This window comes from Desulfosalsimonas propionicica, from assembly GCF_013761005.1.
GTDB lineage: Bacteria > Desulfobacterota > Desulfobacteria > Desulfobacterales > Desulfosalsimonadaceae > Desulfosalsimonas > Desulfosalsimonas propionicica.
The window spans coordinates 87,803-100,493 of record NZ_JACDUS010000005.1; the positions used below are offsets into that span (position 1 = coordinate 87,803).

At 54.5% G+C, this 12,691-nt stretch carries 8 protein-coding genes; 2 read left to right on the top strand and 6 right to left on the bottom strand.

What is annotated here, in order from left to right; translation table 11 throughout:
• Window positions 1-2: 2 nt before the first annotated feature.
• A complete protein-coding gene (gene alaS, locus HNR65_RS10340) occupies window positions 3-2,657 on the top strand; it encodes an alanine--tRNA ligase (protein WP_181551428.1) in 2,655 nt (884 codons plus the stop codon).
• On the opposite strand, the gene HNR65_RS10345 is transcribed toward alaS, so the two are convergent.
• From HNR65_RS10345 to HNR65_RS10360, 4 genes are all read right to left on the bottom strand, one after another.
• Window positions 2,609-4,417 carry an extracellular solute-binding protein gene (locus tag HNR65_RS10345; protein ID WP_181551429.1) on the bottom strand — a complete coding sequence of 603 codons (1,809 nt, stop codon included), beginning with the start codon at window positions 4,415-4,417 and terminating at the stop codon, window positions 2,609-2,611. The genes alaS and HNR65_RS10345 overlap by 49 nt on opposite strands.
• A gap of 8 nt (window positions 4,418-4,425) precedes the next feature.
• Window positions 4,426-5,256, bottom strand: a complete 831-nt coding sequence (dapB, locus tag HNR65_RS10350) for a dihydrodipicolinate reductase (RefSeq protein WP_181551430.1) — start codon at window positions 5,254-5,256, stop codon at window positions 4,426-4,428.
• A gap of 142 nt (window positions 5,257-5,398) precedes the next feature.
• The gene (locus HNR65_RS10355) at window positions 5,399-7,123 is read right to left on the bottom strand and encodes a sugar phosphate nucleotidyltransferase (RefSeq protein ID WP_181551431.1); all 1,725 of its coding nucleotides are present in this window, start codon (window positions 7,121-7,123) and stop codon (window positions 5,399-5,401) included.
• A 17-nt stretch (window positions 7,124-7,140) separates the two neighbouring features.
• Entirely contained in the window at window positions 7,141-9,798 is a 2,658-nt protein-coding gene (locus HNR65_RS10360) for a 1-acyl-sn-glycerol-3-phosphate acyltransferase (protein ID WP_181551432.1), read from the bottom strand.
• A gap of 278 nt (window positions 9,799-10,076) precedes the next feature.
• Here HNR65_RS10360 and HNR65_RS10365 point away from each other — a divergent pair, with 278 nt between their 5' ends.
• Window positions 10,077-10,364 carry a hypothetical protein gene (locus HNR65_RS10365; protein ID WP_181551433.1) on the top strand — a complete coding sequence of 96 codons (288 nt, stop codon included), beginning with the start codon at window positions 10,077-10,079 and terminating at the stop codon, window positions 10,362-10,364.
• A 118-nt stretch (window positions 10,365-10,482) separates the two neighbouring features.
• Here HNR65_RS10365 and HNR65_RS10370 read toward each other — a convergent pair whose 3' ends face one another.
• Both HNR65_RS10370 and HNR65_RS10375 read right to left on the bottom strand, forming a co-directional pair.
• On the bottom strand, window positions 10,483-11,160 hold the full coding sequence (locus HNR65_RS10370) for a ribonuclease HI (RefSeq protein WP_220128356.1): 678 nt from the start codon (window positions 11,158-11,160) through the stop codon (window positions 10,483-10,485).
• A gap of 41 nt (window positions 11,161-11,201) precedes the next feature.
• Window positions 11,202-12,377, bottom strand: coding sequence for an exo-beta-N-acetylmuramidase NamZ family protein (locus tag HNR65_RS10375; RefSeq protein WP_181551434.1), 1,176 nt, complete (start codon window positions 12,375-12,377; stop codon window positions 11,202-11,204).
• Window positions 12,378-12,691: the final 314 nt, after the last annotated feature.

The window sequence follows — 12,691 nt, forward strand, 5'->3', positions numbered from 1 at the left end:
TCATGACGGGAAATGAGATCCGAAAGAAGTTTTTCGACTATTTTGCACAAAAAAATCATCAGATCGTCCGCAGTTCCTCACTGGTGCCCCAGGATGATCCCACCCTGCTGTTTACCAATGCCGGCATGGTGCAGTTCAAGCGGGTGTTTCTCGGCGAGGAAAAGCGTGCCTACAACCGTGCGGCCACCTCCCAGAAGTGCCTCCGGGCCGGGGGCAAGCACAACGACCTGGAAAACGTGGGCTATACGGCCCGGCACCACACCTTTTTTGAAATGCTGGGCAATTTCTCCTTTGGCGATTATTTTAAAAAAGAGGCCATCGGTTATGCCTGGGAGCTTCTGGTCGACGGTCTGGGCCTTGCCCCAAAGGATTTGTGGATCACGGTTTATCTCGACGACGAGGAGGCCTTTGAGATCTGGCGCGATCATATCGGCGTGGACCCGGAGCGCATTGTCCGCCTGGGGGAGAAAGACAATTTCTGGTCCATGGGCGAAACCGGCCCCTGCGGCCCCTGCTCGGAGATTTTGATTGACCGGGGCGCGGCCGCCGGCTGCGGCTCGCCAGACTGCATGCCCGGATGCGAGTGCGACCGGTACCTGGAGATCTGGAATCTGGTCTTTATGCAGTATAACCGCTCAGAAGACGGGCAGATGACCCCGCTTCCCAGGCCGAGCATTGACACGGGAATGGGGCTGGAGCGCATTGCCTCCATTATCCAGGACGTGCCCACCAATTTTGACACAGACCTGTTCACCCCCGTCATCCAGGTCATTGAATCTCTGTCCGGCCGTCAGATGGGAGTTGATGACCCAACCGATGTGGCGGTCAAAGTCATTGCCGATCACAGCAGGGCTGCGGCGTTTTTGATCGGAGACGGGGTGCTGCCCTCAAACGAGGGCAGGGGATACGTGCTGCGGCGCATCATGCGCCGGGCCATCCGCTACGGCAGAAACATCGGCCTGACCGAACCGTTTCTGCACAAGACTGTGGAGCCGGTTTTTGAGATCATGAAGGAAGCCTATCCGGAGCTGTTTGAAGACCGGGTGTTTATCACCAATGTGGTGAAAAACGAGGAAGTGCGGTTTCTCGAAACCCTGGATCACGGCTTAAAACTGCTGGCGGAAACCATGGAGCAGATGCAGCGGGAAAACTCCACCGTGGTACCGGGGGAAGTGATTTTCAAGCTTTATGACACCTTTGGTTTTCCCGTGGACATTGTCCGGGACGTGGTGCGCGACAAGGGCCTGGATCTGGACATGGACGGCTTTGACAAGGCCATGGCACAGCGCCGGGAACAGTCGCGCAGCGTGACCGCGTTTTCCTCCATCAGCGAGGCTTACCGCAATTTTTCCGCCAGTACGGACCAGCGGCCGGAATTTGTGGGCTATGACCGGCTGAGCTGTGACTCCGCCCTCATGCTGCTGGTGGTCGACGGTGCAGCCGTGGATGAAGCCCAGGCCGATTCGCCTGTGGAGGTGGTGGCGGAAAAAACGCCTTTTTACGCGACATCCGGCGGGCAGGTGGCAGATACGGGCACAATTTCCGGGCCCGGTTTTGAAATCCGGGTGGAAGACACCTTCAAGGATCCCACGGGCCTGATTATCCATAGGGGCCGGGTGGTTTCGGGCAAGGTGCGCAAAAACGACACCGCCACCCTGTCCGTGGACCCGGAAAACCGGCGGGACACGGCGCGCAATCACACGGCCACCCATATCCTGCACAAGTGCCTGCGCCAGGTGGTCGGAGAGCACGTGCGCCAGGCCGGTTCGCTTGTGGGCCCGGACCGGCTGCGTTTTGACTTCACCCATTTTTCCCAGCTCGATGCCGAAACCATCGAGGAAATTGAGATTCGCGTCAATGAACGCATCCGGGAAAACCTCGCCGTGTCCGTGGAGGAGATGGACGCGGAAGAGGCTTTTAAAACCGGGGCCATGGCCCTTTTTGAGGAAAAATACGGCGACCGGGTCCGGGTGATTTCCCTTGAGGATTTCAGCCAGGAGCTGTGCGGGGGCACCCATACCGGGCGAACCGGGGATATCGGTGTCTTCAAGATTCTCTCCGAGGCCAGCGTGGCCTCGGGCGTGCGCCGCATCGAGGCCATGACCGGCCGGGCGGCATTTGCCCAGATCCAGGAGATCAACCGGTGTCTCAATGAGGCCGCCCGCCTGTTAAAGGACCGGCCCGAGGCCGTGGCCGGCCGGGTGGAGGGCCTGCTGGCCGGGCAGAAAAACCTGGAAAAACAGGTGGAGCAGCTCAAGCTGAAGCTGGCATCCGCCTCTGCTGATCAGATGAGTGATGAGGTCAGCTCGGTCAACGGCGTCAAGGTGGTGGCCAAAAGCGTTCAGGCCGACAACCCCGGGGCCCTGCGCAGCATCGCCGACCAGTTCCGGGAAAAGATCGGCTCCGGGGTGGTGGTGCTCGGCGCGGTCCAGGGGCAAAAGGCGCTTTTGATCGCCGTGGTGACCAAGGATTTAACAGACCGGTTCCATGCCGGAAACATCATCAAGCACGTGGCCGCGGAAGTGGGCGGCGGCGGCGGCGGCCGGCCGGACATGGCACAGGCGGGCGGATCCAGGCCCGAAAACCTGGAACAGGCGTTAAAAAAGGTCTATGAGCTGGTTGAAACAGCATCTGCTGAAAACACCTCGTCAAAATAGATTGCCGGCGCTTTTGGCGGCAGGGACAAATCCCGCTTTACCGCCTCTTTGAGCAGGGCGTCGGCATCCGGGTCGTGCCACCAGTAGGTCAGCGCGCTCATCTCATCGCCGTATTTTGACAGCACCGTGGCCGGGGTGCCGAACTTGTGCCAGTACAAAAGCCGGGTGTAGTCGATGTTCCACAGCAGAACATAAGGATGGGCGGCAAATACGATCTGGTCGATCTGCCGGCAGATCCGGTGCCGTTTTTCAATGTCAAACTCGGTTTTCTGGGCCTTGATGAGCCGGTCCACCTCTGGATCTGAAAATCCGGTGATATTGGCGCTTCCCTGCCTGTGGGCTTCATCTGATGCCCACATCCCCTCTGGGTCCTTAAACATGGACGCACCCCAGGCGGCCCATGTCATCTGGAAATTAAATTCATCCATGTCCCTGGCCCAGGCGGCCCAGTCCTTTTTGTCAATAACCAGATCAATGCCCGCATCCTTTAAGTCCTCGGCGTAAATGGACAGAAATTTCCCGGATGCCGCATCCCGGGACAGAAACCGGATGGTCAGCTTCCGGCCCTGTTTTTGCCGCCACCCGGTTTCGGGGTTGACCTGCCAGCCGGCCTTGTCAAGCAGGCGGCGCGCCTGCTTTTGGTCGACTTTGATCAGCGGGTTCGGGCACGGGTTGGCATCGGAATAAAGATCCTCGTAATAGGAGCGGTGCAGAAAATACTGGCTGTACATCAGGGTCTGGTTCATTTTTTTCCGGTCCAGCAAAAGGGCCATGGCCTTTCGCACCCGGACATCGTCAAACGGCGGCTTGCGCATGTTCATGGCAAAGCCCTGGAAGCCCACCGGCTTGTGGTTGTGGATCTTTTGCTTCAGGATGTGGTTGCGCAAAAAAGAATCCCCGGTTGTTTCCTGGATCCAGATCCTGGAGGTGTAGACCGGAAACAGGTCAATTTTTCCATCTTTAAAGGCTTCAAAGGCATTTTGCCGCTCAGCGTAAAACCGGAATTTCAGAGTGCTGAAATTGTACTTTCCCTTATTTCGGGCAAAACCGGCCTGCCACCAGTTCTCTCTTTTCTCCATTTCCAAGGACATGCCTTCCCGGATCGGCCCGGGTCTGTAGGGACCTGAGACCACGGGAAAGGAAAAGTTGATCTTGTTGAAATCCTTTTCTGAAAAAGCGTGTTTGGGGAGAATGTTGAGCCCGCCCAGGGCCAGCAGGTTTTTCCAGTGGATCGATTTTGCGCTAAACCGAATGGTGCGCTTATCGACGATTTCTGGGGGCTTGAATCGCTCCAGGCTGACCTTGTGGGATCCGGTCATGTGGGCCGGGTCCATGATCGCCGCATAGGTCCAGGCCACATCCCCTGCGGTCACGGGCCGGCCGTCGCTCCAGCGCGCATCCGGGTCCAGGTGAAAAGTGAAGGTTTTTTTGTCTGCTGATATTTCCCATTGTGCAGCAAGCCCGGGTTCATATTCCAGACCGGTGGAATGCAGGGACAAAAGGCTGTCATACATCAGGGAAAACAATTGAGAGGACAAGACATTGTTGTCCGTGTAATAGTTCATGCTTTTGGGGTACTGGCCCCCGAAAACGCAGATTTCCCCGCCCTGTCGGGCCCCCTGCGATGCCACGGGATCGGGCCGGTCCTGCCACCCGGGTTTTGGAAAGGTTTGCGCCGGGCACGGCGACGAGGCCAGGATCCAGAAAAGTGCCGCAGCAGCTGCCGCAAAAAACCGGAAAGTCAGCGCTTTGTTTCCCATTTGCCGCATTAGCCCTGCTTTAGCACGTCAATCATGGAAAATACCCCGCCCTTTTGACCCTGGTCGATTTTTCCGGCCAGAAACAAAACCGCGTCAAAGGTTCCCTGGGCATAAATGTCCCGGCCGTTGACATTGTGGGTAAACCGGAAGGTCACGGTCTTGTCCGGCGAAACCAGGGTGTAGGTGTGCCAGCCGTGGCCGGACAGGTATTGTTCGTCCACGCCCAGCCGGTCTTTCTGCTCTTGGGGGTCGCGGATCCGGATGATATCGCTTTGGGAAAAATCTGCGCCCAGCTTGTTGAAATAATCCACCATGGCCTTGGCCGTGCCCGAGGTGTCGGCCTTGGCCTGCTGGTGGCTTTCCTCGATGGTCAGTTCATATCCGGCAAACAGGTTGGGAAAGTTTTCGGCCGCATAGGCCATCATGGCCTGGAAACCCACGATTTGCTTGGCCATGTTCGGGGCGATCACCGCGCAGGTATCCGAGTTTTCAACCGTGGCCACCAACTCCTGCCGGTCGCCGCCGGTGGTGCCCATGACAAAGGGAATCTGGTTTGCACAGTAAAATCGGGCGTTGTCATTGACCGCAGAGGGATGGGTGAAATCAATGGCAATCAAGTCCTTGTGGGCTTTTCTGATTTCGGCGATCGCCCCCTGGCGGTCTTTTGGAAGGATCAGCGCGATGCTGCGGTCCTTGACCGCATGTGTGGTCGTCGTGATTTCAGCACCGGTCAAAGAGGCGTCAATGAGCTGAAACCGGCTGTCTTTGGCTGCCTTTTCCGCAAGCATGGCAGCCACGTTTCCGGGCAGGCCGTTTATCATAAGCGAAATGGGCTGCATACAAAATTTCCTTTCAAAAATTGGTGAGCCTGTAAAAAGTCTTTTTTACAGGCAGTGTTAAGTGATTAAGTGTTAGGTAAAATCAAGAAGTTATTTCTTTGTTAATTGACAATTATATCAGTTTTAGGACTTCCAGGGAAATTCATTTTTCGTGCTGCCGCTGGTCCAGAAGCCGGCAGGCATGGGCCACAGTCTTTGCCAAAACGGGCAGGGCCGGGTCTGCGGTCCCGGCTGTCAGTCTTTCCAGGTTGGTCAGGGCCGGGGGCATGTAGCGGGCAAAACCGGTTTTGCCCTTTTCCCGGACCAGCCGGCCATAGGCGCCCAGTGCCTGGAGGTTTCTCGATATGGCGCAGCAGCGGTACCCTTTTTGAAAGGTTTTTTCCCCGCGGCCGCCCCTGATGCCCAATTGGTGCATTGCATAATCCACAAGCCGGTCCTGGAGCTTCGGGGCAAGGGCCACATAGGGGTCTGTTATAAGCGATGCCAGGTCATATTCCAGAGGCCCGATGCGTGCCGCCTGAAAATCAATGAAAAAAAAGCCTTTTTGTGTGACCATGATGTTTCGGGACTGAAAATCCCGGTGCATGAACCCGAAGCAGCAGGATTCAAGAATCACATCCGCCAGGGCGCAGAACTCGGATTCAAGGGCCATTGTTTCAATTTCTGCCATTTCCAGATAATTTTGCAAAAAAGCGGACACAAAATAGCGCCCTTCTTTTTCCAGGATCATCTGCCGGTCATAGACTGCGCCCTGATACGCCCAGGCCGGGTCAAAGCCCTCAGATCCACGGCTGTGCATATCCACTAACCCGTCAATGATGTTTTTATAATATTTTTCAACAAGGTCGGTGCCGGATGCGTTTTCAACGGCTTGCTGCAGCAGGGTGTCTCCCAGGTCGGCCATAAATACCAGCCCGGAAAACCGGTCATTGGCGTGGATCTCGGGCACACAAACGCCCTTGTCAAAAAGATGGCGGCCAATGGCCACAAAGGCATCAAACTCCGTGACCGACTTGTTGGTATTGATTCCGTGGTCTGCCACGATCAGGCTTTGGCCGCTAAACAAAATCCGCAGCCACTTTCGGTCCGAGCCGTCGCCGGCCAGGGCCCGGCAGCAAAGATCCTTTGGGCGGGGCTTTTGCCCAGTGCGGCGCTCAAAGATTTCCGGGGCTATGGTGTCGATGACCGCCTGCCGGAAGCAATGGGGCGTGCCCAGGTCCATCCAGTAATGTCCGGATGCATGGTATGCCTCGATTCTCCGCCCGTCTGCGATCATGGCCGAAAACAGGTCAATGCTGCTGACCGTCTGTTTGGGCGCAATATACGAATAAATCACCGGATCGATTACCTGCAGGCCGGTAAATGCCATAAGGCTTTGATTTTGGCCGGCCGGGGGGGTAAAGGCGGCGATGCCGCCCTCCGGATCCACGGCCACCTTGTTGAAATCCGGGTGATCGTGCATCACCAGTGTGGCTGCCGGGCCCCTGGCGTTATGCTGGCCGAGCACCTCTGCAATGGCAATATCTGTTAAGATGTCGCTGTTGATCATCACAAAAGGCCGGTTGCCCAGCACGTCTGAGAAATTGCCGATGGCACCGCCAGTGCCCAGCAGGTGCGGCTCCCGGCGGCAGATCACCGGTACCGGGTAATTTCGCGATGCGATATATCCGGTGATTTGATCAGGAAGATGAAAAACATTGACGGCAATGGTGCTGACCCCGGCATCGATCAGCCGGGAGATGATGATGTCAATAACCGGCCGGCCGGCCACGGCAAACAGCGGCTTTGGCACCTTCCGGCTGTGGGGGCGCAGGCGCGTGCCCAGCCCTGCGGCAAGGATCAGTGCATTAAAAGCGTTATCCGGCATTTGAAAAACCAAAGATCCTAATTGGGAAGGCAGCGCCGGTAGAACTGGACTTTTTGCGTATAAAAGTCCAGCACTTCCTGATCTTCCTGATTTTCCGGGTTGTTTAAGCCCTGGCTGGTAAAAAAGGCCACTGCGTTTTTGTAATTGATTTTAAACAGGGCTTCCTTGCGCAGAATTTCGTTTCTCTTGTACATGCGGCTGCCCAGGGCCTGAATTTTTTTGGTGTAATTTCTGCGTTCAAGAATCGGCCCCCGGGTATAGCGCATGTAGAAATTGAGCACCACCCAGTAGGATTCGAAATAGGCCGTGAGAAATCCCGCAAACAAATTGAGCTTGCGAAATCCTGCAGATGTCACGTTATAGGTCTCCGGCAGGGCCGGATGCGGGGTGAGAATGGCATCGTCGATAAACGCCTTGATATTTTTGCGCACCGAGACTTCCACTTCCTCTTCCGGGTCGAAAATAAATTCCAGGGAGAAGAAATCCTTTAAAAAATCGTAATGAGGATACAGGTCCTCTGCGGTGAACTGGAATGCGTCAAGGGCAAGAATGGAAAGTGCGGTAAAGGCCGCAGGCGCAAAAAAGATCACCCCGTTGTTTTTGTAATATTCCAGGTTCGGGCGCTTGTTTTCATGGATCTTGAAAATGGGATTCGGCGGTGTGCCGGCCGGGTTGGTGGATGCGGATCGTTCAATGTATTTGTTTGAGATAAAGGTGTCTAACACCGTGTCAAAGGCTCCCTGGTTGTCAATGTAAAGGGTGTCGGTGAGCTTGACTCCCCGCATGGACAGGTACTTCATGTACGTTTCGGCATGTTCCAGCAGCTGGCGATAATAAATGCGCTTCTGGGAGCAATTGAGCAGGGTGGCGGCCACCACCGCATGGGGGGTGATCACAGCCTGGCTGTTAATGGCGCTGATGATTTTTTCCCCGAATGTGTGCAGCTTCTGTCCCCGGGTCTCGCGGTCCAGCTTGAAAAACGGGGTGCTGCTTTGGGAAAAATGCTGTTTTAAGGAAAAGGGTTCATGAAAATTGATATAAATCTTGCCGTATTTTTTTTTGAGAAATTTTCTGGCCTTTACGATATTGATCAGGTTCTCCGGGCTTTTTTTGCCCCCTTCCATTTCGTGGATATAGGCCTTTTCCTCCAGGACCCGGTCATATCCGATAAAAATGGGAACAAAGAGCATATCATCCCAGTTGTTTTTCATGTAGGCATCCACAAGCAGGGACAGAAAGCCGATTTTTGGCGGCAGCAGTTTACCGGTGCGGCTTCGGCCGCCCTCGATGAAAAATTCCATGTGAAAGCCTTCTGTGAGCAGCTTGTTGATATAAGCCGAAAAGATCTTTGGGTACAGAGGCTCGCCCTTAAATGTCCGCCTGAGAAAAAATGCCCCGCCGCCCCGGAACAAGGGCCCTATGGGCCAGAACGAAAGGTTCTTGCCTGCGGCAATATGCGGGCAGGGCAAATTGTTGTGGAAAAATACAAAAGAAAGAATCAGATAATCCAGATGGCTTTTGTGGCAGGGCACCAGCACCAGGGGCCCGGTTTTGGATGCCTGCCGGATCCGGTCCAGGCCTTCCTGGTCCACCACCATGCCGTCAAACATGGCCCGGAAAATCCAGCGCAGGCAGATGTCAAAGATCTTGATAATTTTGAGGTTGTAGTTGGCGGCAATTTCATCGAGAAAATCCGCTGCTTCTTTCTGGGCCTTGTAAATGGGAACTTTGTGTTCGGCCGCATATTCGGCAATGATTCGCTGGGTTTCCGGATGGGTCAGCACACCCTGCATGATTTCCGTTCGGGACTTGAGAACCGGACCGGTAATGGATTGGCGGTGCCGGTTGATTCTGTCGATGAGAAACCGGCGCAAATAAATGGCCTGGCTTTTCTGATTGAGACTGGTGGCTTCCCGGGTCTGGAGAAAATCTTTGAGATTGACAATTTCAGCGCCTTCAATCCAGATTTTGCCGGGCCGCTTGAGCATCATCCAGAGCCTGCGCAGCCGTCCGGGTTTTTCCCGGGTGCCGAAAATGACATCCGTGAGGGTCAGCCAGGTGGTCTGCGGGTCCCGGTCATAGAGGATGAGTTGGGGAACCAGGTAAATTGGTGTGTCTATGGTTTTTTGGATCTCGATGAGGTAGTCCATGGGGTCGGTGCCGGATTTGGCAAGCTGCCGGTAACTTTGCTTTTCCTCAATCAGCGAAATCATTGCCGCATCCCCGGCCAGAAGACGGTTGCGGTAAAAGTGCTGCTGGTAAGGATCCGGCCAGGAAAAATGCTTCAACCAATAGCCGACGTTGAAAACAAAGCCGTCAAAGGTCCGTTTCAAAGGCTGCCAGAAATATGTGGAGTAATCAAAACCAAGAACCGGATAGGGTAGACCTTCCTTGCGATACCTGCAGTGATAAAAAAAATACTCAAATTTGCTGCGGTACTTGTTGACATACACGACAATGCCGGATTGGCTGAGTTCCCTGACTGTCTGCCGGAGCTGGGCATCGATTTTCGGGCGGTTAAACAAAAGCACGCTGATCAACCGCGCCAGCAATCCCCTGCAGGCCGGCAGATAGCAGAAAAACGGGGCGATTTCGCTGTCTGCGGGATACTTGTCATCTTGCTGGGTTTTGTTATCTGCGGTTTTTCCCTGCAGCGGGTGTCGATTATAAGTCATGGCTGCCGCCTTTTTGATAAAGAGTTTTTGTGGAACCATACCAAGTTGGTCCAGGCTTTTCAAGCGGCAAACCGATCCGGGGCTCCGGTGCGGATATCATTGCTCCGGGCAGCCCCGGGATGTGGCATCAGCCCTAGGGTTTTTGCTTGCTTTACAACTTCGCCTGTGTTAGATGAAAATTTGTTATTCTCAAAAGTTAGGGAGGGGTGCCCCACCTGATCGAAACAATCCATATTGTGATCCGATCATCAATATTAAACAAAGGAGGATGTGGCGTTATGAAAACTTTAATTGGCGGTGCAGTCGCAGCTGTAATCGGCGTAATCGGTCTGGCAATCTGGTTTGATGCATTTCTTCAGCTTCTGGCGGGTGCCATTCCGGTGATGCTGCTCCTCGGCGGTTGCCTGGCTTTGTATCTGGGCTTTGACGAGTTGAAAGATACCTGGCAAAAAGACACGGGCGTGGAGCCCGGCGGCTCTGGCCAGAGCGAAAGCGAAGCGGAAAAATACCGCAAGGAAAATGAAGAGCTTAAAAAGCAACTCGAAGAGTTAAAAGCGGAAAAATAATAGCCCGCTTCTGTAACTGTCCAGGGCTGTTTCCGGTCCCAGGCCCCGCTGCGCCAGGCGTTTGCGGGGTTTTATTTTTTAAACCACCGGCCGGGCGCTTTTCTTTTTTAGATACTGCTCAATTGCCTGCGTCTTTTTTGTCAATGGCAGATGTGGCCAGATGATCGGCCTGTTCATTGTCTGCAACTCCGCTGTGCCCGCGCACCTTGATGATTTTAAGGTCTGAAAATTGGCCTGCCAACTCCCTCAGCGCCCGAACCAACTCCGGATTCTGCCGCGCCTTCCAGTTTTTGACCAAAAGTCCATGCACATAACTGCTGTCAGTGTGGACCCGCACAGGCAGGTCCCTGCGCTTGAGTGCGGCAAGTGCGGTGCGCACCGCTTCGAGTTCGGCGATATTGTTGGTGGCATGGCCGATATATTGTGAGATTTCCCTTTTTTCTCCCTTATAGCGAAGCACCGCTCCGATGCCCGCCGGTCCCGGATTGCCGGAAGATGCTCCGTCGGTGTGGATTATAACGGCATTTTCGGGGTGGGCGGTGGTGTCTTCTTGTTCATCAAGGTTTGCTGGTTTTGGTTTTGTGCGCTTTTTGGCGGAGTTGGTTTGCTGGGGCCCATTTTCCAGTTCTGACAGATGATCGGGATTGACCCGGTATTCATGGGGCTGGTCAAGCTGATACTTGATTCGGACCCGCTTTTTTTCAATGGCGGGTCGGCCCTGATCGTCTGTTTCCACCCAGACCTTGTTTTTTTTAAAGCGCATGCGCCGCCAGCCGGGTACGGCATTTTTTGTCATGATAGTTCCTGCTTGAATATGGTGCGGTTTTTTGTTTTTCCCTATTCATAGAGCAGATACGGCCGTATCTGCTGCTGGTAGGCTTCTGTCTGCGGCTGCCAGTGTCTTGCCATTTCAGCGGCATCAACACCGGCTTCCAGTTGAACACGGATTTGTGCGTCACCGGTGATCAGGTCAAATGGCAGTTTTTCCCATTCATATTCATAAGGCGGCATTTTCCAGGCAAATTCATTGCCGAAAAGTTTCCGGACCGCACCGGTCAGGGCCAGACTGCTCTGGTAGGGCAGGTATTTTTGCCGGTCAGTGACGTGGATTTGAAATCCTTGGCAGGATCTTCCGGCCCATTTTCCCGAGGTGGGCTCAAACATCGCAGGCCGAAGCACTGCGCCTGAGAAAGGGTTTTCTCCCAGGGCGTTTTTCAGGGCATTGGTATCCATCCATGGGGCGCCAAAAAGTTCAAACGGCTGGGTCGTGCCGCGGCCCTCGGACACATTGGTTCCCTCCCACACCACCTGGCCGGGATAGACCATTGCCGATGCCGGCGTGGGCAGGTTGGGCGACGGCGGTATCCAGGCAAGACCCGTGTCTGCAAAATACATGTGCCGTTTCCACCCCTTCATGGCAATCACGCGCAGATCGCATCCAATATGACATTCCGCGTTAATCAGCCGCGCGTATTCGCCGATGGTCAGGCCGTGGCGCATGGGGATGGGGTAGCGACCCACAAACGACGCGTAACCGGGCTCAAGGCAGTTTCCCTCCACCTGCAGCCCGCCGACAGGATTGGGCCGGTCCAGGATCACCACCGCCTTTTGCTGTCTTGCGGCCTCCTCCATGCAATAAGAAAGCGTGGTGAAAAAGGTGTAAACCCGGGTTCCGGCGTCCTGGAGGTCCACGATCAAAACGTCAATGCCGTCCATCATTTCGGCAGTGGGAATGCGGGTGGCCCCGTAGAGGCTGTATACCGGGATTTTGAGTTCCTTGTCGAAAAAATCCGACGATTCCACCATATTGTCCTGCTTTTCCGCAAAAAATCCGTGCTGGGGGGAAAACAGAGCAGCGAGCCGTCCCGGAAAGAGCCGGGAAATAACATGGCGGGCATGGCGGAAACGGTCGTCCACGGAGGCCGGGTTGCACAGCAGGCCCAGGCGTTTTTCCGCCAGGCCCGAAGGCTGCATTCGGGTCAGGTGTTTGAGGCCCGTGATAACGGTCGTCATGTTGTTTTCCTTTGTTGCGGGCAGATTCGCCGGTTTTTGTCCAAAAGCCGGTAAAAACCGGAGTTTTTGATATGTATAAAGCTTAACTAACTGAAATAATTTCCTATAATCATAACATCCCATCCTGCAACGCAATATTGTTTGGCCCTGAAATTTTACAAAAATTGACGAAAATTAAAGATCGCTTAATGTCCCGCCCCGGGCCGGTTGTCACGGCTTTTAAAAAAAGAGGCGGGTAAATGTTACAGAATTGCGACAAAATTTTTTCATTTCAGAATTCAGCAATGGCCCGGTAATCCACTGATTGGCAGAAG

Excerpts from the sequence above, each read along its gene's own strand:
- HNR65_RS10375 (WP_181551434.1), bottom strand. The coding sequence starts at position 12,377 with ATGACGACCGTTATCACGGGCCTCAAACACCTGACCCGAATGCAGCCT.
- HNR65_RS10345 (WP_181551429.1), bottom strand. The coding sequence starts at position 4,417 with ATGGGAAACAAAGCGCTGACTTTCCGGTTTTTTGCGGCAGCTGCTGCG.
- HNR65_RS10360 (WP_181551432.1), bottom strand. The coding sequence starts at position 9,798 with ATGACTTATAATCGACACCCGCTGCAGGGAAAAACCGCAGATAACAAA.
- dapB (WP_181551430.1), bottom strand. The coding sequence starts at position 5,256 with ATGCAGCCCATTTCGCTTATGATAAACGGCCTGCCCGGAAACGTGGCT.
- HNR65_RS10355 (WP_181551431.1), bottom strand. The coding sequence starts at position 7,123 with ATGCCGGATAACGCTTTTAATGCACTGATCCTTGCCGCAGGGCTGGGC.
- HNR65_RS10365 (WP_181551433.1), top strand. The coding sequence starts at position 10,077 with ATGAAAACTTTAATTGGCGGTGCAGTCGCAGCTGTAATCGGCGTAATC.
- alaS (WP_181551428.1), top strand. The coding sequence starts at position 3 with ATGACGGGAAATGAGATCCGAAAGAAGTTTTTCGACTATTTTGCACAA.
- HNR65_RS10370 (WP_220128356.1), bottom strand. The coding sequence starts at position 11,160 with ATGACAAAAAATGCCGTACCCGGCTGGCGGCGCATGCGCTTTAAAAAA.